17 protein-coding genes and 4 tRNA genes are annotated in these 18624 nt (G+C 60.4%); 9 read left to right on the top strand and 12 right to left on the bottom strand.

The annotated features are described in order from the left end of the window. Window positions 1-11: 11 nt before the first annotated feature. Window positions 12-1358 carry a sodium-dependent transporter gene (locus JS82_08980; protein ID QHK18223.1) on the bottom strand — a complete coding sequence of 449 codons (1347 nt, stop codon included), beginning with the start codon at window positions 1356-1358 and terminating at the stop codon, window positions 12-14. Window positions 1359-1508: 150 nt separating this feature from the next. Between JS82_08980 and JS82_08975 the strand changes: the two genes are divergently transcribed. Beyond that, window positions 1509-1583: transfer RNA gene (locus JS82_08975), tRNA-Thr, on the top strand. A 152-nt stretch (window positions 1584-1735) separates the two neighbouring features. Here the strand turns inward: JS82_08975 and JS82_08970 are convergent. The 4 genes from JS82_08970 to JS82_08955 form a co-directional block, all read right to left on the bottom strand. Further along, window positions 1736-2923 (bottom strand): DUF1015 family protein, encoded by a 1188-nt coding sequence (locus JS82_08970; GenBank protein ID QHK18222.1) that lies wholly within the window; start codon window positions 2921-2923, stop codon window positions 1736-1738. Between the two features lie 105 nt (window positions 2924-3028). After that, complete coding sequence (locus tag JS82_08965) at window positions 3029-3604, bottom strand: hypothetical protein (GenBank protein QHK18221.1); 576 nt, start codon at window positions 3602-3604, stop codon at window positions 3029-3031. Between the two features lie 5 nt (window positions 3605-3609). Further along, window positions 3610-4122 (bottom strand): hypothetical protein, encoded by a 513-nt coding sequence (locus JS82_08960; protein QHK18220.1) that lies wholly within the window; start codon window positions 4120-4122, stop codon window positions 3610-3612. Continuing rightward, window positions 4119-4616 carry a YbhB/YbcL family Raf kinase inhibitor-like protein gene (locus tag JS82_08955; GenBank protein ID QHK18219.1) on the bottom strand — a complete coding sequence of 166 codons (498 nt, stop codon included), beginning with the start codon at window positions 4614-4616 and terminating at the stop codon, window positions 4119-4121. Before JS82_08955 ends, JS82_08960 begins: the two co-directional genes overlap by 4 nt. A gap of 85 nt (window positions 4617-4701) precedes the next feature. Here JS82_08955 and JS82_08950 point away from each other — a divergent pair, with 85 nt between their 5' ends. Next, complete coding sequence (locus JS82_08950) at window positions 4702-5067, top strand: nucleotide pyrophosphohydrolase (GenBank protein QHK18218.1); 366 nt, start codon at window positions 4702-4704, stop codon at window positions 5065-5067. A 50-nt stretch (window positions 5068-5117) separates the two neighbouring features. On the opposite strand, the gene hypE is transcribed toward JS82_08950, so the two are convergent. Beyond that, window positions 5118-6164 (bottom strand): hydrogenase expression/formation protein HypE, encoded by a 1047-nt coding sequence (hypE, locus tag JS82_08945; GenBank protein QHK18217.1) that lies wholly within the window; start codon window positions 6162-6164, stop codon window positions 5118-5120. A gap of 91 nt (window positions 6165-6255) precedes the next feature. Between hypE and JS82_08940 the strand changes: the two genes are divergently transcribed. The 5 genes from JS82_08940 (at window position 6256) to dnaJ (ending at window position 11775) form a co-directional block, all read left to right on the top strand. Next, a tRNA-Arg gene (locus JS82_08940) sits at window positions 6256-6330 on the top strand. A gap of 190 nt (window positions 6331-6520) precedes the next feature. Then, window positions 6521-8152 carry a thermosome subunit gene (locus JS82_08935; protein QHK18216.1) on the top strand — a complete coding sequence of 544 codons (1632 nt, stop codon included), beginning with the start codon at window positions 6521-6523 and terminating at the stop codon, window positions 8150-8152. 72 nt (window positions 8153-8224) lie between these two features. Then, on the top strand, window positions 8225-8740 hold the full coding sequence (gene grpE, locus JS82_08930) for a nucleotide exchange factor GrpE (protein ID QHK18215.1): 516 nt from the start codon (window positions 8225-8227) through the stop codon (window positions 8738-8740). Continuing rightward, complete coding sequence (gene dnaK, locus JS82_08925; protein QHK18214.1) at window positions 8728-10608, top strand: molecular chaperone DnaK; 1881 nt, start codon at window positions 8728-8730, stop codon at window positions 10606-10608. The genes grpE and dnaK overlap by 13 nt, the downstream gene beginning before the upstream one ends. Window positions 10609-10623: 15 nt before the next feature. After that, entirely contained in the window at window positions 10624-11775 is a 1152-nt protein-coding gene (gene dnaJ, locus JS82_08920; protein ID QHK18213.1) for a molecular chaperone DnaJ, read from the top strand. A 137-nt stretch (window positions 11776-11912) separates the two neighbouring features. Here dnaJ and JS82_08915 read toward each other — a convergent pair whose 3' ends face one another. From JS82_08915 to JS82_08900, 4 genes are all read right to left on the bottom strand, one after another. Then, the gene (locus JS82_08915) at window positions 11913-12368 is read right to left on the bottom strand and encodes a pyridoxamine 5'-phosphate oxidase family protein (GenBank protein QHK18212.1); all 456 of its coding nucleotides are present in this window, start codon (window positions 12366-12368) and stop codon (window positions 11913-11915) included. Window positions 12369-12441: 73 nt separating this feature from the next. Then, the gene (locus tag JS82_08910; protein QHK18211.1) at window positions 12442-12972 is read right to left on the bottom strand and encodes a hypothetical protein; all 531 of its coding nucleotides are present in this window, start codon (window positions 12970-12972) and stop codon (window positions 12442-12444) included. After that, entirely contained in the window at window positions 12942-13955 is a 1014-nt protein-coding gene (locus JS82_08905; GenBank protein QHK18210.1) for a hypothetical protein, read from the bottom strand. The genes JS82_08910 and JS82_08905 overlap by 31 nt, the downstream gene beginning before the upstream one ends. 249 nt (window positions 13956-14204) lie before the next feature. After that, window positions 14205-14289: transfer RNA gene (locus JS82_08900), tRNA-Ser, on the bottom strand. Between the two features lie 88 nt (window positions 14290-14377). Between JS82_08900 and JS82_08895 the strand changes: the two genes are divergently transcribed. Both JS82_08895 and proB read left to right on the top strand, forming a co-directional pair. Then, window positions 14378-15700, top strand: a complete 1323-nt coding sequence (locus JS82_08895; GenBank protein ID QHK18209.1) for a glutamate-5-semialdehyde dehydrogenase — start codon at window positions 14378-14380, stop codon at window positions 15698-15700. Next, on the top strand, window positions 15672-16817 hold the full coding sequence (proB, locus tag JS82_08890) for a glutamate 5-kinase (GenBank protein QHK18208.1): 1146 nt from the start codon (window positions 15672-15674) through the stop codon (window positions 16815-16817). Before JS82_08895 ends, proB begins: the two co-directional genes overlap by 29 nt. 68 nt (window positions 16818-16885) lie before the next feature. Here proB and JS82_08885 read toward each other — a convergent pair whose 3' ends face one another. Together JS82_08885 and JS82_08880 are read right to left on the bottom strand one after the other, a co-directional pair. After that, window positions 16886-18346: an amino acid carrier protein gene (locus JS82_08885; protein QHK18207.1), complete on the bottom strand. Its 1461-nt coding sequence runs from the start codon at window positions 18344-18346 to the stop codon at window positions 16886-16888. A gap of 61 nt (window positions 18347-18407) precedes the next feature. Beyond that, window positions 18408-18483 (bottom strand) — tRNA-Val (locus JS82_08880). Between the last annotated feature and the right edge of the window lie 141 nt (window positions 18484-18624).

Genomic DNA, 18624 nt, shown 5'->3' with positions numbered 1-18624 from the left:
GGGTCCGTCCGTCATCCGATTCCGCCGAGCAGGGCTCCGGCGACGAGGGCGATGAGGCTGAGGGCGCAGTAGGCGTACTTTCCCAAGGGTACGAACCATTTTCCGATGGGCTTCTTAGCCCCTTCGCTGGCCTCACGTTCGGCGAAGTCCTTGCCCGCCACCCAGAACAGCATCACCGCGGCAAGAAGAGCGCCCAGCGGGCAGATGTAGATCGAGACCCCGTCCATCCAGGGGGACACGATGGACTGGATGCAGAGGGCGACAGCGCCGCCGATCACGACCATCGTCAGCGTGGCCTTCACGCGGCCTGCCCCGAACCTCTCCTGAAGGAACGATACCGGCGCCTCGTAAAGGTTGACGATGGACGCCATCCCCGCGAACAGGACGCTGACGAAGAACACGATGCCGACGATGTAGCCGCCATCCATCCCGTTGAACACGTTGACGATGTACACGAACATCAGTCCGGGGCCGCCCTCGTTCAGCTCTGCCCCTCCGGCCGCCATCGCCGGGATGATCACCATCGCGGCCAGCAGGGCGGAGACGGTGTCGAAGAACGCCACGTAGAACGCGGCGCTTGGGATCGATTCGTTCCTTTTGAAGTAGGAGCCGTAGATGACGCTGCCGTTCCCTGCCACGGACAGGGAGAAGAACGCCTGTCCGAAGGCGAATATCCACACGAGCGGGTTCGCGAGCAGGTCCATGTCTATCGTCAGGATGTAGCTGTACCCGGCGGAGGCGCCCGGCAGGGTCGCCACATAGATGGCGAGCCCGATGAGCAGTGTGAAGAGCAGCGGCATGAGGATGTTGTTGGCCTTCTCGATTCCCTTGGACACTCCCAGGGACATGATGAGCAGCGTCGCCACGGCGGCGACGACCACCCACATGTTGGCGCCCCAGGCGCTGGCGGTGTCGTTGAACATGCCCGCGATGACGTCCATGTCCTGCCCCATGGCGAACAGGTCGCCGTCGAACGCCATGACCGTGTACTTGATGATCCATGCGACCACGCATGTGTACCCTATGGCCAGCGCCAGGGATCCTATCACAGGAATCAGTCCTATGCGCTCGCCGACCTTCCTGTTACCGAAGCGACGCTCGGTGCACATCCCGAAGGCCCCGCAGGGACCGGCCTTGGCCGCACGGCCAAGAGCGAACTCCCCGATGACCCCCGTCGCGGAAATCAGGACCACGAAGATCAGATAGGGGATGATGAAGGTCAGCCCTCCCCAGAGGGAGACCATCGCGGGGAAGCGCCAGATGTTCCCCATGCCGACGGCGGAGCCTATGCTGGCGAGGATGAATCCCCTCTTCCCGCTGAACCCGTCACGGGTCTGTGCATCTCCGTCTTCGGTCATGTCGCACGAATATAGTAAGACGTACATCAGTGTACTATTTAATACATCTCAGGCCCTGTCGTCCCCATCATCCTTGCCAGAAGGTGTCGAAGTCCGATCGCCTGACAGGAAGGTTTATCAATAGGATGCTGTTACGCATGCCTACACACTGCCGCCGTGGCTAAGGGGTATAGCGACGCCTTGGTAAGGCGTAGGTCGTGGGTTCGATTCCCATCGGCGGCTCCATCTTTATTTTCGCACCATCGTTCATGCGTCGACGTTCCGTCTGATGTCCGTCTCCGTCGATGCAACCGTCTCGTGGCGCATTCGGATGCGTCCGTCTGTTTCGAACGGCATTCGATTATGGGGATGCGGGGCCTGAGCCCCGTTTTGAAGTTTCAGAACATCTTGTAGAAGACGAATCCGGACCAGATCTTCGGGAAGAAGAATGTGGTCTTCTTGGGCATGCGCTTGCCGATCATTGACAGGTCCCAGATCTTCTCGAGACTGGGGTCGTTCAGGATGATCGCCAGGTCGTACTGCTTCTCGTCCATCTTCTTCAGGACCGACGGAAGCTCGGCGTCGTAGGCGACCTCGGCCTTCCCCTCGTCGGACTTGTAGACGCCCTTGAGGATCTTCTCCTGGGCGACGTATGTGTCGAGGGTCCACATGGGGTCGTCCCCTCCGTCGTAGTCCGCCAGGTAGCACGCGCCGGACTTGAACGCCAGTCCCATCATGTGGTCCTTCAGGCCGGCGACCATTCCGTCGCGGTCGGTCTCGGTGAGGGTCAGGTTCTTGGAGATCCCCTTGATGGCGTTCCTCTCGGAGATGTCCCCCGCGGTCACGAGCCTGTGGGTGGGCCAGATGACGAGTCCCTCGTCGTCGGATGCGACAAGGGTGGCGAGGACGAACTGCTTCTTCTCGTCGTCGGGGTTCTCCATAGCGTAGTTGAGGGCGGTCTCGTACCTGTGGTGTCCGTCGGCTATGAGCATCTTCTGGTCCTTCAGCTGCTCCGAGATCTCCTTCGTGATCTCGGGGTCGGAGAGCCTGTTGTACCTGTGCTCGACGCCGTCCGAGTCGACGTACCTGTACACCAGCGACTCGTGGTCCCTTATCTTCTTGTTGAGCTCGGGTGTGAGCCCCTGGTATATGCCGAAGATGGACTCCAGATGGCACTCCATGTCCCTGAGGAGGTTGAGGCGGTCGGCCTTGACCTTGGAGAACGTCTCCTCGTGGGGGATGATGTTGCCGTCCTCGTATTTCTCGGTCCTCAGGATCCCGACGATGCCCCTGCGCACACGGGTGGTGCCGTTGTCGTCGAAGGTCTGCTCGTAGATGTAGAACGAGTCGTCGTCCTGTTTCAGGGCGCTGTCGGCCATCCACTGCTCCAGCTCCTTCCTGGCGCCGTGATACCTCTTGTCGGCGTCGGGGTTGAGGGTGAGCCTGGTGACGTTGTGCGGGTGGGACTGCAGCTCCTCCAGGTATTCCGGTCCGATGACGTCGTACGGCGGGGAGATGCGGTCGCCGACGTGCTCGCCGGCCTTTATGTTCGGTCTGAGTCCGGGGAAAGGCAGGAAGGTTACCATGAGTTGTTGACCTCGCCAGAAGCAATGCGCGCGCCCTATATGAACGGCGCGGAGCCGTCAGGCCCCCTCCGAGAGCCTCTGCCGTCTCTGGGCGTTGAGGGTCCTCTATCCCTCGGCCATCAGGAACACGGCCAGGACGAACAGGAGGGCTGAGATGACCAGCTGAGCTGCCGCCACGCCGTTCGTCATGTTCTGGGACGCATCGGACGTGGTTCCGTCGAAGGTGTCGGCGACGATCGACGCGAACGCCGCTATGACGAGGATGAGGGTCAGGTAGGCGAAGACTATGAACAGCTTCTTCGCCCTGGGCCCCATGCTCTCGGAGATGATCTCCCCGATGGACCTCCCCTTGTTCCTGACGGAGGCGAACATCGAGCCGAAGTCATGGACGGCCCCGAAGAACAGTCCACCGATCAGGACCCAGAGCGTGACGGGGATCCATCCGAAGACGGCGGCCTGGATCGGCCCGGTGATGGGTCCGGCCCCGGCGATCGACGAGAAGTGATGGCCCAGCAGGACCGACGGCTTCGCGGGGACGAAGTCCACCCCGTCGCACTCGGTGTGGGCGGGCGTCTCCCTCGACGGGTCGATGCCCCATTTCTTTGCCAGCCAGCGTCCGTACAGGGCGTAGCCGAGAATCAGGATTGCTATGGAAACTATCAGCAGCAGAGCGCCGTTCACAGGTCTCACCGGGATTTGGTTCCGGCCACAGCCTCGAGGTTCCTGGCGACATCCCTGCCCGCGCGGTTGGAAACCACCGTCGAGGTGGAGATCCCCAGAGCGGCGACACGATGGTCCATCCAGCCTTTCAGCATGAAACCGAAGTTCCGATGCTCCCTGTACCCTTTAATAGATTTCGTACAACATTTGTCTAATGAAGTGTAGATGAGAATGGTCGTTATCATAGAGGAACGGTGTTCCGAGTTAGGTTTGACCATACTCAAACCTGTTTCACTGGACGTTTTGATGGCGTGTTCGAGGCCGTCCGGATCGAGGCGGTCCCCCGCGTAGACGAAGACGTACTCGTTGTCCTCAACGGACCAGAGGTTGACGCTCCTGGTCAGGAGGTACTTCTCACCGCGGGAGTGGAAGCACGCCTTGGCTACAAGGTCCCCCTCCTCGCAGGTCTCGACGTCGTAGTAGACGGAGTAGGTTTCGAGGAGGCGGTCGACCCGCCCCCTGGTCTCCGGGTCCATCACTCGGGCGCGTACTTCCCGACGAGCTTGGCATGTGCCAGCACATGGCCCTGCATCGCGAAGTAGAGCTCGTTCAGCCTGAATCCCCTCTTCAGGTCCAATACGGTGTCCAGCGCGTAGACCTTCAGGGTGTACCTGTGCTCCCTGTCCGGAGGCGCGGGTCCCCCGTAGCCGGTGGCCTGCTCGACGCTGTTCTCTCCGGCAACGCTGTGCCAGCTGTTGCAGCCCTCCGTGAAGTCGGGGGAGTTGTGGGACTCGCCCTCCGCCACGGACGTCCTCCTGAGGTCGCTGATGGTCCAGTGGAGCCAGTCGAAACCGCACACCGGGACGGCGTCGTAGTCGTCGAAGATGACCGCGAAGCTCTTCGCACCCTCGGGGGCGTCCGATATCTCGAACGGGATAGACAGGCCCGGCATGCCGTTGACGAACCTCTCGCCCTTGCAACCGTACCTGTCCTGGATCCATCCGTCGACGATGGCGCTGCTTGTTATCCTCATGTGGTTCTCACCGTCGCGTAATCTGCGCCAACCGATATAACGTGTCGGGGACACGGTTATCTCGAATGTGCACCATCGCGGGTCCATGGACGATTCTACAGCCACCGTGGACAAGCTCAAGGACATGGTCCGCTCCTTCTGCGACGAGCGCGACTGGGACCAGTACCACAACCCGAAGGACCTGGCCATCGGGATGGTCACGGAGTCATCCGAGCTCCTGGACATCTTCAGGTTCAAGTCGCAGGCCGATGTAGACGGGATAATGTCCGATCCCGTCCGCTCCGCCCATGTCAAGGAGGAGCTCTCGGACGTCCTGTACTTCGTGCTCAGGTTCGCCCAGATGAACGGCATAGACCTCTACTCGGAGCTGCTCAGGAAGATCGCCATAGATGCGGAGAAGTACCCCGCCGAGAAGTGCAGGGGAAGGAACCTGAAGTACGACGAGCTCTGAAAAAGTGGGAAGACGGGGCCGCAGGTCGTCGCGGGCCCCGGATTATGTTATCAGCAGATCCTGGGGACCGGGTCGCCGGCGGGGGCCTCGAGGATCCTCTTCCCGCCCACCTCGGTCCTGAGGACGACGCGCTCCGTGCCTTCGACCGCATGTCCGATGATGGCGGCGTCCTTGCCCTCCGGCGTGCGCCTGATGGCCTTCAGGACCTCCTCGGCCATCTCCGGGACGACCCCCATGACGCACTTGCCCTCGTTGCCGATGCTCAGGGCGTCTATGCCGAGGAGGTCGCACGCGTTGACGACACCTTCTCTCAGCGGGATGGCGGAGTAGTCGATCTCCATGCCTACGTGGGACTTGGAGCACCACTCGTTCAGGGTGTTGGCGAGGCCTCCGCGGGTCGGGTCCTTCATCGCCACGATCCCTCCGGCCTTCAGCCCCTCGGCGATCATCTTGTTCAGAGGCGCAACGTCGCTCTGGACCTCGCTCTCGAACCCGTATCCCTCGCGGAAGGAGAGGAGGGCGATGCCGTGGTCCCCCATGTATCCGGAGACGATGATCGCGTCCCCCGGCCTGACGCTGGAGTCGGTGCACCATCTGTTCTCGACCTTTCTGTACTCGGCCGCCTTCGCGAGGTCGGAGTCCAGGTACGGCGAGCGCTTCCCAATGGCGGATGTGGACATCACCATCTGGTCCACCGCTCCCGCCTCGACGACCTTGGTGTCGCCGGTGGCGATGGGGACACCGCACCCGGCGGCGGTCCTTCCCATGGAGTCCATGACCCTGTCGACGATGTCGATGTCGAGGCCCTCCTCCATTATGACGGAGCAGGCGAGCGCCAGGGGCGTCGCGCCCATGACGGAGATGTCGTTGACGGTTCCGGCCACGGAGATCTTCCCTATGTCCCCGCCCGGGAAGAACAGGGGCTTCACAGTGTGGCCGTCTATCGTGAACACGACGTCGTCGACGACGGCTGAGTCGTCCATGGAGTCCAGCGGGACCTCCGCGTTCATGGACGGGAAGTGATTAGTGATGTGCTTGGACAGGAACTCCTGCATGAGCTCCCCTCCAGCTCCGTGGTTCAGAATCACCTTTGACATGAGGGCGGAATCCGCCCACACACGTTAAAGGGTTGCTTCGGGCCACCAGGATACAAATGTCTTTATCGGTGCTGTATGTTCGAGCGTAAAGGGCCCCGTGGGGTAGCGGATATCCTGTCGGCCTTCGGAACCGACAACCCGGGTTCGATCCCCGGCGGGGTCACCATCCCAGACACAGGTCCCCAGAGCCTTCCACAGAGCGGTCGAGGGGATATAGCCAGATACATAGAATCCCTGTTCTGACATACTTTACGGAGAGATGTGGTGACACTGAAACTCAACGAGTTATGTTTATATAGAAGTTCTAACATAAAGCCGTTCAGTATTCCAATCAAGGAACATTTGGAGGAATAAAAATGGGAATGGGTAACGCCCCTGTCATCATCCTTAGGGAAGGAACCAAGAGAGACAAAGGCAAAGACGCTCAGTTCAACAACATCTCCGCCGCCATGGCCATCGCCAGCGCTGTCAAGAGCAGCCTCGGCCCCAGGGGAATGGACAAGATGCTCGTCGACTCCGTCGGCGACGTCGTCATCACCAACGACGGTGTGACAATCCTGAAAGAGATGGACGTGCAGCACCCCGCCGCCAAGATGCTCGTCGAGGTCGCCAAGACCCAGGACGCCGAGGTCGGGGACGGTACCACAACCAGCGTCATCCTCGCCGGCGAGCTCCTCAAGAAGGCCACCGACCTGATCGACGCCAACGTCCACCCCACAATCATCACTGCCGGATACAGGCTCGCCAACGACAAGGCCCAGGAGGTCCTCAAGAACATCTCCATGAAGGTCTCGATCGATGACGACGACCTCCTGAAGCTCATCGCCCAGACCGCGATGATCTCCAAACAGGTCAACAACTCCAAGGAGTACTTCTCCAACATGGTCGTCGACGCCGTCAAGACCGTCGTCGACAAGGACAAGGACGGAAAGTACTTCGTCGACCTCAAGAACATCCAGACTGTCAAGAAGGCCGGCGCCAAGATGGAGGAGTCCTACATCGTCAAGGGACTCATCATCGACAAGGAGCCCGTCCAGCCCAGCATGCCCAAGCTCGTCGAGGGAGCCAAGATCGCCCTGATCGACGCCCCGTTCGAGGTCAAGAAGACCGAGATCGACGCCAAGATCCAGATCACCGACCCCAACCAGCTCTCCCAGTTCATCGCCGAGGAGGAGAAGATGCTGAAGGACATGGTCATGAAGGTCAAGGCCTCCGGAGCCAACGTCGTCTTCTGTCAGAAGGGAATCGACGACCTCGCCCAGCACTTCTTCGCCAAAGAGGGCATCTATGCCTGCAGGCGTGTCAAGAAGTCCGACATGGAGAGGCTCGGAAGGTCCACCGGTGCCAACATCATCAACAAGATCGCTGAGATCGACCCCTCCGACCTCGGATACGCCGAGACCGTCGAGCTCAAGAAGATCGAGGACGAGGAGATGACCTTCATCACCGGCGTCAAGGAGCCCAAGACCGTCTCCGTGCTCGTCAGGGGAGGAACCAACCACGTCGCAGACGAGGTCGAGAGGTCCCTGGTCGACGCCTGGTCCGTCGTCAAGGTCGCCATCGAGGACGGCATGATGGTCACCGGCGGAGGATCCACCGCCATGGAGATCGCCATGCAGCTCCGCGACTACGCCCAGACCATCGGCGGAAGGGAGCAGATCGCCATCGAGGCCTTCGCCTCCGCCCTCGAGTCCATCCCCAGCACACTCGCTGAGAACGCCGGACTCGACCCCATCAACATCGTCATCGAGATGAGGAAGCAGCACAAGGAGGGCAAGGTCTACGCCGGTCTCAACCCCTACACCGGAAAGGTGGAGGATATGAAGGCCCTGAACGTCATCGAGCCCTACAGGATCGGAAAGCAGGCCATCAACTCCGCAACCGACGCCGCAGTCATGATCCTCAGGATCGACGACGTCATCGCCTCCAAGGCCAGCCCCGTACCCCAGGTGGGCGAGGGCGGAATGCCTCCCGGAATGGACGACTGAAAACACAATCCAACAAACCGAGGGGCTCCGGCCCCTCATTACAGGTTATCGAACGACTAAGAGGTGCTACCAATGACTGATAAGTCTGAAGATGTGGAGAAGACGGAGGTCGGTCTCGAGGAGCAGCTCGCGGACGCGAAGGCCCAGGCGGACAAGTACCTGGACATGGCCCGCAGGCTGCAGGCGGACTTCGACAACTTCCGCAAGAGAACGCAGCGCGAGAACGAGGAGTTCCGCAAGTACGCCTGCTCCTCCATCGTCGGGGACCTCCTGACGGTCGTCGACGACCTGGACCGCGCGCTGGAGCACGCGGGCGACGAGACCGAGTTCGTGAAGGGGATCCGCGGGGTCAGGACCAACATGATGAAGGTCCTCGAGGCGAACGGCCTCAAGGAGATCCCCGCCGAGGGGAGGTTCGACCCCGACTACCACGAGGCGCTATGCACCGTGGACGGGGACGAGGACGGCCTCATCGCAGAGGTCTTCCAGAAGGGATACACGCTCAACGGAAAGGTATTGAGATACGCTAAAGTGAAAGTCACAAAGAAGAAAGCAGTAACAGAAGGTGAGGAGAAATGTCAAGAATAATCGGTATCGACCTTGGAACAAGCAACTCCGCCGCATCCGTCATGGAGGGCGGAAGGCCCACAATGATCCCCAGCGCAGAGGGGACCAGCGTCGGAGGGAAATCGTTCCCCTCCTACGTAGCTTTCACACAGGACGGCCAGCTCCTGGTCGGAGAGCCCGCCAGGAGGCAGGCTGTGACGAACCCCGACGGAACAATCAAGAACGTCAAGAGGAAGATGGGATCCAGCGAGAAGGTCACCGCCCTCGGCAAGGAGTACACCCCCCAGCAGATCTCTGCGTTCATCCTGCAGAAGATCAAGAAGGACGCCGAGTCCTACCTCGGCGAGACCGTCGAGAAGGCGGTCATCACGGTGCCCGCCTACTTCAACGACAACCAGAGGCAGGCCACGAAGGACGCCGGTGCCATCGCGGGACTGGACGTCGTCCGTATCATCAACGAGCCCACCGCGGCCGCCCTGGCCTACGGTCTCGACAAATCCGACACCGAGCAGACCATCATGGTCTTCGACCTCGGAGGCGGAACCCTCGATGTCACCATCATGGACTTCAGCGACGGGGTCTTCCAGGTCCTGTCCACATCCGGAGACACCCAGCTCGGCGGATCCGACATGGACGAGGCCCTGACCAGGTACGTCATCGGCGAGTTCCAGAAGGAGACCGGAATCGACCTCTCGAAGGACAACATGGCCTTCTGGAGGGTGAGGGAGGCATGCGAGAAGGCCAAGATCGAGCTGTCGACCACCATGCAGACCGAGATCAACCTGCCCTTCATCTCATCCGACGCGTCCGGCCCCAAGCACCTGATCCAGACCGTCACCCGCGCCAAGCTCGAGGAGCTCGTGGAGCCCATCGTCGCCAGGTGCAGGCAGTCCATGGAGCAGGCCATGAGCGACGCCCACCTGAACCCCGACAAGATCGACAAGATCATCCTCGTCGGAGGACCCACCAGGATGCCCATCGTCCAGAACTTCGTCGAGAGCATCGTCGGACCCAAGATCCAGCGTGGAATCGACCCCATGGAGTGCGTCTCCATGGGAGCGGCCATCCAGGGAGCCGTCCTGTCCGGAGAGGTCAAGGACGTCCTCCTGCTCGATGTCACCCCCCTGTCCCTGGGAATCGAGACCCTGGGCGGAGTGGCCACCAAGCTGATCGAGAGGAACACGACCATCCCGACCAAGAAGAGCCAGGTGTTCTCGACCGCGGTGGACAACCAGCCTTCCGTGGAGATCAACGTCGTCCAGGGAGAGAGGCCCATGGCGGCTGACAACACCTCCCTCGGCAGATTCGTCCTGGACGGAATACCCCCCGCACGCCGCGGGGTCCCCCAGATCGAGGTCACCTTCGACATCGACGCCAACGGAATCATCAACGTCTCCGCCAAGGACCTCGGAACCGGAAAGGAGCAGAAGATCACCATCGCCTCCTCCAACAAGCTCAGCAAGGAAGAGATCGACGAGCTGGTCAAGCAGGCCGAGAAGTTCGCCGACGCGGACAAGAAGAAGATGGAGCTGGTCGAGGTCCATAACCAGGCCGAGACCGCATGCTACACCGTCAGGAAGTCCCTCGACGAGCTCGGCGAGAAGGTCACCCAGGAGGAGAGGATGAAGATCGAGGCCGCAATCTCCGACCTCGAGACCGCCAACAAGGGTGACAACGTCGACGAGATCAAGTCGAAGATGGATGCCCTGATGAAGGCCATGGAGCCCATCAGCCAGAGGGTCTACCAGGAGGCCTCCAAGCAGCAGGCCGGGGCCCAACAGGGTGCCGGACAGCAGGCCGGCGGCCAGCAGACCTCCGGTCAGGCATCCCAGGAGAAGGCGAACGGCGACTACGTCGACGCCGACTACAAGATCGTCGACGACGAGTGAAACGGGTGAGTGGAGATGCCGAGAGACTACTATGAGATCCTGGGCGTGGAGAAGACAGCCACCCCCGACGAGATCAAGAAGGCCTACCGCAGCCTTGCAAAGAAGTACCACCCCGACGTCTCCACGGAACCCAAGGACGTCGCCGAGGCCAAGTTCAAGGAGCTGTCCGAGGCGTACGAGGTGCTGTCAGACCCCGACAAGAGGAAGATGTACGACCAGTACGGCCACGACGGGGTCAAGCAGCAGTTCGGACAGGACGGCTTCACGTGGGACGACTTCACCAGGGCGGACGACATCAGCGACATCTTCGGGGACATCTTCGGCTCCATGTTCGGCGGCGGGCGCCGCGGCAGGTCCCGCAACTCGCCCCAGCAGGGCGAATCCCTGAGGTACGACCTCGAGATCACGCTGAAGGACGTCCTCGAGGGCAAGAAGGTCAACCTGGACATCCCGCACACAGTCGTCTGCGAGCCCTGCAAAGGGACCGGAGGCAAGGACGGGAACGTGACGACATGCCGCAAGTGCGGCGGGACCGGACAGGTCCAGACCGTCCGCCAGAGCATGTTCGGCAACATGGTCACCGTCAGCGACTGTCCCGAGTGCCGCGGCAGGGGCCAGACCTCTGCCGAGAAGTGCCCGCACTGCCGCGGTACAGGCAGGATCAACAAGGACGCCCACATCTCCCTCAACATCCCCAAGGGGATGGAGGAGGGCATGCGCCTCAGGGTCGCAGGGGAGGGAAACGCCGGGTACAACGGCGGCCCGTCCGGCGACCTGTTCGTGGTCATCCACGTCAAGGAGGACAAGGTGTTCGACCGCGACGGGTCCAACCTCTGGACAGGCATAACGACATCCTACCCCAAGCTGGTGCTGGGAGGCGAGGAGACCGTCACCGCGATCGACGGGGACAAGGTCGCACTCAAGATCCCGGCTGGGACCGCCGTGGGCACCGTGCTCAGGGTCCCCGGCAAGGGACTGCCCAAGACCAACTCGTCGGTACGCGGCGACATGATGGTCAGGGTGTCCGTGGACGTACCGAAGAAGGTCTCAGACGAGGAGAGGGAGCTTCTCATGAAGCTCGACTCCTCCGCAGGATCCAAGGCCAAGAAGGGAAGGAAGGGTCTCAAGGACAAGATCCAGGAGACCATCGACGACCTGACGGGCTGATTCCCAAACCATCCCATCCGCCGTGGGCGAGCCCCACGGCATTCTCTCTTACACGATTAATGATATGCGGACGGGTCGAACCCAGGCCGTCCGGACGAAGCCGATGGAAAGGGGCAGGGCGAAGGCCCTGCTTTGGTTCACTGATAGATCTTGTGTCCGGGTTCAGCGGAGTGGTACTTGCCGGTCCTGGACTCGGGAACGATCTCGAAGATCCCCGTAGGCGGGACCTTCTTGGCGTCGATCTCGTCCATGCGTCTCTCAGGGGTGAGCTTGTCCACCGTCGCCCTGAGGATCCTCATCTTCAGGTCGTCGTCATCGATGATGCTGACCTTCCCGCGGATGATGACGGACTCGTACAGGGACGTGGTGTCGCAGGCACCGTCGCCGCATCTCTCGAATCCCTTCTCATCCACCACGGTGAAGCAGCATCTTGGGTCCCTTTTGAGGTTGGAGACCTTCTCGCCGACCTTCCTCCCGTGGAAGAAGATCCTTCCGTCCATGACGACGAAGTTTACCGGCGTCCCATAGGGGTATCCGTCCTCGCCGATGGTGGAGATGACGCCCATCCTGGCCCTGTCGAGCAGGGCATCCATCTGTTCCTCAGTAAGAGGATATTTCTGCATGTTCGGCTGCATGAGTATCGAATACATACCGTCCCATCCGGACTTAAAAGGATTCGTTGTTTGGACAACGTGCGCGGATCCCGTGGAACACCCCGTCGGGGGACGCGTTCCTGTACTTGCCGGTCATGGATTCGATGATGATCTCGTACACGCCCGTCCTCTCGACCCTGTCCGGGGGCATTCCGTCGGCGGTTCTTCCGGGGATGAGCTTCTCGGTGAGAGCCGAAAGGACCTCGCGCTTCGACTCTTCGTCCTCGACCACCGACATCCTCCCGAACACGATGACCGATCTGAAAAGCGTCTCTGTGTCGCAGGCGCAGTCCCCGGCGCAGTCGTATCCCAGTTCCTCTGTGAAGGTGACCGAGCACCGGGGGTCACGGAGGATATTGGATGTCCTGGTCCCTCTGGATCTGCCGTGGAAGTAGAGGCGCTCTCCGATGCGGACCATGTTCACGGGTGTTCCGTACGGATAGCCGTCATCGTTGTTCGTGCAAACGACGGCGCATTCGGCACGATCGATGACCCCGAGGATCTCCTCGCGGGTCAGCTGGTACTTCTCCATCCTGGGTTCCATGCTCCGGGATGTGCCGCCGGTGTAGAAATGGGTTCTGTCTCCAGCCTGTCGAGTAAGTCCTGATAGAACGATTCCGTCGATTCACTGTCCCCCAGGTTGAACACCACGGTGTCGCCGTCCGTCGTGTGGACGACGATGCACAAGTCCACGTCGTTGTGGATCGCCAGTCTGTAGTCTCCGAACTCATCGTTGCGGAAGTTACCGCTGCTGATGTCCATTCCTCCGAAGCCGCCCGTCCTCATGCCGTAGTCGACGTCGTCCCGGAGTTCGATGCGAGAGATCTCATCGAACGGGATGTCCTCGTGCATCATCGTCGCGTCGATCTCCAGGCTGTCCTCGTCCATTCTCACATCGACATGTCCCGAAACCATAACGACCGCTACAATGGCGACGACCACGACTATGCAGATCGCGGTGATCGCTATCATGACGTTTCTCATGCTCCTGTGGCCCATGGCGGCCTTACGGGACTCCTCGGCGCTGACGACCGTACCACCGGCGTTCGTCCCTTCCGACAGGGCACGGTAGACAGACATGGTCTTGGCCTCATCACCGACATTGAACGCCAGGATCTTCTTGCCGCTGTGGCGGACTATGATGAAAAGAGGGATTTTCTTGCTGCCGGCGAACGTGTAGGCACCGAACTCCTTGTTTGTGAAGTCCCCCGATCCTGAGCTGATCCCCCCGTAGCCGTACATGCGGAGGCCGATGTCGAACGTCGTCCTGCATTCCAAGGCCTGGATGGACGAGAGGGGTATGTCCAGGTCGACGAACGGGGCCTTGATGCGCAGATGCCCGTTGGACACTGACGCCTGTGTTCCCTTGAACGACAGCACGGGTATGAACACGAGGACGATCGAGGCTATCAGGATGACCCAGAACAGCCACATCGGAATCGCCGACACGATGATCAGTGCCACATCCAGCAGGATGAGGGCCGTGGACATCGCCACTGCGATCCAGAACTTCGAGCTGTCGTTCATGCTTCGGATATCGGACTGAGGGCTATTCTGGTTTCGGCTCATGTCCGTAGATGCTGGTTCTTCATGTGCCGCGGAATCTTGTTTCAGAGACAAGGGCCCGGATGTGGGATTTCGATCCGCCCTGCACTACATTATCCGGAGGCAGTCCGGTCCGCAATCGCGCAAGGCAGGTCTGTGTCATCCACATGCCCGGGAGGATGCTCACGTGAGGTACCATGCTAACATGAATTGAGGATTTGAGAATGGGAATGGCGCCGAGGGAGAGATTCGAACTCCCGAGGATTACTCCAGCGGTTTTCGAGACCGCCGCCATACCGGGCTTGGCTACCTCGGCTCAGGATTCCCCAACTTCTCACGCTATAAAAAGGTTGTTCGCGCGTACGCGCTATTATTATTTTCATCGGCGATTACGGGCCGGTACAATGTCTGACGTCGTCTCGGATATCAAGAGGGCCAAAGCCGCATCGATAGAACTGTCCGTGCTGTCCACGGAGGTCAAGGACAGGGCGCTGGGTGCCATGGCGCAAGCTCTGGATTCGTCGCGCGAGCAGATACTGGAGGCCAACGCCAGGGACCTGGAGGCCGCGAAGGCGATGCTAGACAGCGGCGAGATATCCGGGTCGATGTACAAGAGGCTGAAGATCGACGGATCCAAGATCGACGGGATGATAGCGGGCATCAACGACGTCATAGGCCTCGCGGATCCCGTCGGAGAGCAGATGTCCGCACTCGACCTGGACGACGGCCTCACGCTGTACCAGATCCGCTGTCCCATCGGGATGCTCGGGATGATATTCGAGTCCCGTCCCGACGTGGTCCCGCAGATCATGTCCCTCTGTCTCAAGTCTGGCAACGCTGTCGCGTTCAAGGGCGGGAGGGAGGCCGCGAACTCGATCCGCGTTCTGTTCACGATCCTGAGGGACGCCGCCTCGACGGCCGGGGTCCCTGCGGACGCGTTCGTCCTCCTGGAGACGAGGGCGGACATCAACGTCATCCTGGACCTCGACAGGTACATCGACCTGCTCATCCCAAGGGGGTCCAATGAGTTCGTACGCTACATCCAGGAGAACACCAGGATCCCCGTCCTCGGTCACGCCGCAGGCGTGTGCCATGTCTACGTCGACGAGTTCGCAGACCAGGACATGGCGGAGGCGGTCGCCCTGGACTCGAAGGTGCAGTACCCCGCAGTGTGCAACGCCACGGAGACCCTCCTGGTCAACTCGCGTATAGCCGACGTGTTCGTCCCCCGCATGGTCTCGGTCTACGAGGCAAACGGTGTGGAGGTCAGAGGCGACGAGAGGGTCTGCGCCCTCACCGATGCCGTCCCCGCCACGGCAGAGGACTGGGACACCGAGTACGGCGACCTCATAATATCGATCAAGGTCGTGGACTCGCTCGCGGAGGCCATCGACTTCATCAATCAGCACGGCTCCCATCACACGGACGCGATCATCACCGAGGACATCCACAGGGCCGCGGCCTTCGCCAGGTCGGTGGATTCCGCCGACGTGTTCGTCAACGCCTCCACCAGGTTCGCCGACGGATACCGCTACGGCAAGGGGGCCGAGGTGGGCATCAGCACCAACAAGATCCATGCCCGCGGGCCGGTGGGCATGGAGGGCCTGATGATCTACAAGTACGTCCTCGTGGGGAGCGGCCAGATCGTTAAGGACTACGTCGGGCCCGGCTGCAGGCCGTTCAGGCATACTCCCTCAGATGCGGAGTATCCGTACAGGGGTGAGTGAGACGGAGTCCAGGAAGGACCTCCTGGGGGAGGTCGGCAGGGTTGTGGTCAAGATCGGGTCGTCCTCGATCATGAGGAGCCAGACCTCCATCTCCAGGGACTTCATGGATTCGGTGGCCGAGCAGGTCGCCCGCCTCAGGGAGATGGGCATAGAGGTCCTCATCGTGTCATCGGGCGCCATAGCGATAGGACTGAAGGCGATGAAGGTGAGGCCGAAGCCCAACGAGATCCCGATCAGGCAGGCCGCATCGGCGGTCGGGCAGGGCATCCTCATGAAGGAGTGGAGCGAGTGCTTCCAACGCCACGGAATGATCGTCGGACAGGTCCTGATGACTCTGGACAACTACTCGGACAGGACCGAGGCCGTGAACATGAACAACACCATCGAGTCCCTCCTGAAGAACGGCGTCGTACCCATCTTCAACGAGAATGACGCCGTGTGCATCAGCGAGATCAAGTTCGGGGACAACGACACGCTGTCCGCGATCGTCGCCAGCAGGACGGACGCCGACCTCCTCATCATCCTGTCCGATGTGGCGGGGCTCTACAACAGCGATCCCACATCCAACCCCGACGCCAAGCTCGTTCCCGTGGTCTACAGCATCGACGACGTCCGCCACATGGCCGGTGACTCCGTCTCCGGTGTGGGCACCGGAGGGATGAAGACCAAGCTCAACGCGGCCCAGATATGCCATGACGCCGCATGCAGCATGATAATCGCCCTCAGCAAGGAGGATCAGGTCATATACCGCGCCTCCACAGGGGACGACATCGGGACGATCTTCGTCGCCAACAAAGGAATCTCCAAGAAGAGGCGCTGGATAAAGTCCGCCCACCCCTCCGGCAGGGTCATCATCGACGAGGGAGCCCAGAAGGCGGTCCTGGGCCACAGGTCCCTGCTCCCGGTCGGGATCAGGGATGTGGAGGGCCGGTTCAACAAGGGCGATGTTGTCGAGATCGTCTGCAACGGCGTGACTGTGGCCAAAGGCATAATCGACTACGACTCCACCGACCTCAAGATGATCAAGGGCAAGCACAGCGACGAGATCGAGTTCATCCTCGGCTACAAGGCCCATGACGATGCCGTCATCTCCGAGAACATAGCTCTGATATTGTGACCTTTCCGATCAAGAAGGGATAAAAATAAAACGTTTTAGAAGCCGGGGAGGTCCCCCGGCGTTTTGAATCACTCCCACTCGGTGATTATGGACTTCTTCTCGTCCGCGATGTCCTGGACGATGGAGCGGTGGAACACTGGGTCCTCGACTCCCTCATCCTCCTGCTTCTTCCAGTCCTCGTAGGCGCGGAAGACGAACTTGCTCAGCAGGAACACCACGATCATGTTCACCGCACCCATGGCGGCCATGAAGGTGTCGCAGATGGTCTCCATCTGTCCGGTGCTGATGACGCAGGACAGGAACGCAACGGCGATGACCAGGATACGGACGGCGAAGACGAAGCCCTTGCTGTCCTTGATGAACCTAATGTTGGACTCGCTCATGGTGTAGTATCCGATGAGACTGGTGAACGCGAAGACCAGCAGGAAGATCGAGATGATGATCGGTCCGGCCTCTCCCATGAACGTCGCTTCGGCGATGTTCTGGACGAGTGTAGCGTTACCGACGTCGGTGACTCCGCCGTTGAACGTGTTGATGATGACATCGTACGTTCCGGAGGACAGGATGACGAAGGCGGTGAAGGAACAGACGACGAGGGTGTCGACGATGGTTCCGAAGGACTGGATCATTCCCTGCTTGATGGGGTGCTTGACGTCGGCGGTTCCAGCGATGTTGGCGATGGAACCGAGGCCGGCCTCGTTGGAGAACACTCCGCGCTTCAGACCCATCATCATGACGGCTCCGAGCGCTCCTCCTCCGACGGACTGGATTCCGAACGCGTTGGTGAAGATCATCTCCACGGCGTGGACGACTCCGTCGATGTTGCAGCAGATGACAATGATGCAGAACACGAACCAGGCCAGGGCCATGATGGGGACGATCTTGGTGGAGAACTTGGCGATCCTCTTGACGCCTCCGAAGATGATCGCGGCGGCGGCGAGGGCGATGATGGCTCCGAAGATGACCGTTCCGTTCTCGAGGCCCAGGTAACTGCTGAACGCGCTGTCGAGGGCTGTGGCCGAGTTGGTGGCCTGGACACCGACGAATCCGATACCGAATGTGATGATGATCAGGAACGCGAGGAGGACGGCGAGTTTGCGGTTGCCGAGTCCCTTGAGGGCGTAGTATGCGGGGCCGCTGTGGTACTGGCCGTCGGACTTCTTCTCCTTGAAGAGCTGGGAGAGAGTCGACTCCATGAAACTGCTGGCCGATCCGATGATCGCGAAGATCCACATCCAGAAGACTGCTCCGGGACCTCCGACGACGATGGCGCTTGCCACTCCGGCGATGTTACCTACACCGACACGGGCTCCGAGACCGATGCAGAACGCTTCGAACGACGATACTGTGTGGCTGTGCTTCCCCTCCTTCGTTCCGGACAGGGCGAGCTTGGACGTCCTGTGGATCTTCAGGATCGGAAGGCCTTTCAGCCTGATCATGAAATAGATACCGAGACCGACGAGGAACACGAACGCTACATACCACACGTACGTGTTGATGGTCCCGATAATGCTCGCAAAATCAATCATTATATCAAATCCTACGCGACATCGAAAAGCCAATCGGAGTCGCGATAAAATGAGAGAAAGCTGGTGGGCCCGGCCGGATTTGAACCGGCGACCTCCGCCATGTCAAGGCGACGTCATAACCCCTAGACCACGAGCCCAGCATAGGGCATGATATCCTTCCTATTCTTATATCTTTTGGCTCGACCATCAGGATATTACGGAGCGTAGACGAGGTCTATGTAGGAAAATACTGGATGAATGAGCATCTAAACGCCGATAACCCCATCAAATGCACACTT

The sequence above is a fragment of the Methanomassiliicoccaceae archaeon DOK genome, from assembly GCA_009911715.1.
Lineage (GTDB): Archaea > Thermoplasmatota > Thermoplasmata > Methanomassiliicoccales > Methanomethylophilaceae > Methanoprimaticola.
The sequence above is the reverse complement of the archived record's forward strand: the minus strand, read 5'-3'. Positions and strand labels throughout refer to the sequence as shown.

Excerpts from the sequence above, each read along its gene's own strand:
- JS82_08980 (QHK18223.1), bottom strand. The coding sequence starts at position 1,358 with ATGACCGAAGACGGAGATGCACAGACCCGTGACGGGTTCAGCGGGAAG.
- JS82_08970 (QHK18222.1), bottom strand. The coding sequence starts at position 2,923 with ATGGTAACCTTCCTGCCTTTCCCCGGACTCAGACCGAACATAAAGGCC.
- JS82_08955 (QHK18219.1), bottom strand. The coding sequence starts at position 4,616 with ATGAGGATAACAAGCAGCGCCATCGTCGACGGATGGATCCAGGACAGG.
- JS82_08950 (QHK18218.1), top strand. The coding sequence starts at position 4,702 with ATGGACGATTCTACAGCCACCGTGGACAAGCTCAAGGACATGGTCCGC.
- hypE (QHK18217.1), bottom strand. The coding sequence starts at position 6,164 with ATGTCAAAGGTGATTCTGAACCACGGAGCTGGAGGGGAGCTCATGCAG.
- JS82_08935 (QHK18216.1), top strand. The coding sequence starts at position 6,521 with ATGGGAATGGGTAACGCCCCTGTCATCATCCTTAGGGAAGGAACCAAG.
- grpE (QHK18215.1), top strand. The coding sequence starts at position 8,225 with ATGACTGATAAGTCTGAAGATGTGGAGAAGACGGAGGTCGGTCTCGAG.
- dnaK (QHK18214.1), top strand. The coding sequence starts at position 8,728 with ATGTCAAGAATAATCGGTATCGACCTTGGAACAAGCAACTCCGCCGCA.
- dnaJ (QHK18213.1), top strand. The coding sequence starts at position 10,624 with ATGCCGAGAGACTACTATGAGATCCTGGGCGTGGAGAAGACAGCCACC.
- JS82_08915 (QHK18212.1), bottom strand. The coding sequence starts at position 12,368 with ATGGATGCCCTGCTCGACAGGGCCAGGATGGGCGTCATCTCCACCATC.
- JS82_08910 (QHK18211.1), bottom strand. The coding sequence starts at position 12,972 with ATGGAACCCAGGATGGAGAAGTACCAGCTGACCCGCGAGGAGATCCTC.
- JS82_08905 (QHK18210.1), bottom strand. The coding sequence starts at position 13,955 with ATGAACGACAGCTCGAAGTTCTGGATCGCAGTGGCGATGTCCACGGCC.
- JS82_08895 (QHK18209.1), top strand. The coding sequence starts at position 14,378 with ATGTCTGACGTCGTCTCGGATATCAAGAGGGCCAAAGCCGCATCGATA.
- proB (QHK18208.1), top strand. The coding sequence starts at position 15,672 with ATGCGGAGTATCCGTACAGGGGTGAGTGAGACGGAGTCCAGGAAGGAC.
- JS82_08885 (QHK18207.1), bottom strand. The coding sequence starts at position 18,346 with ATGATTGATTTTGCGAGCATTATCGGGACCATCAACACGTACGTGTGG.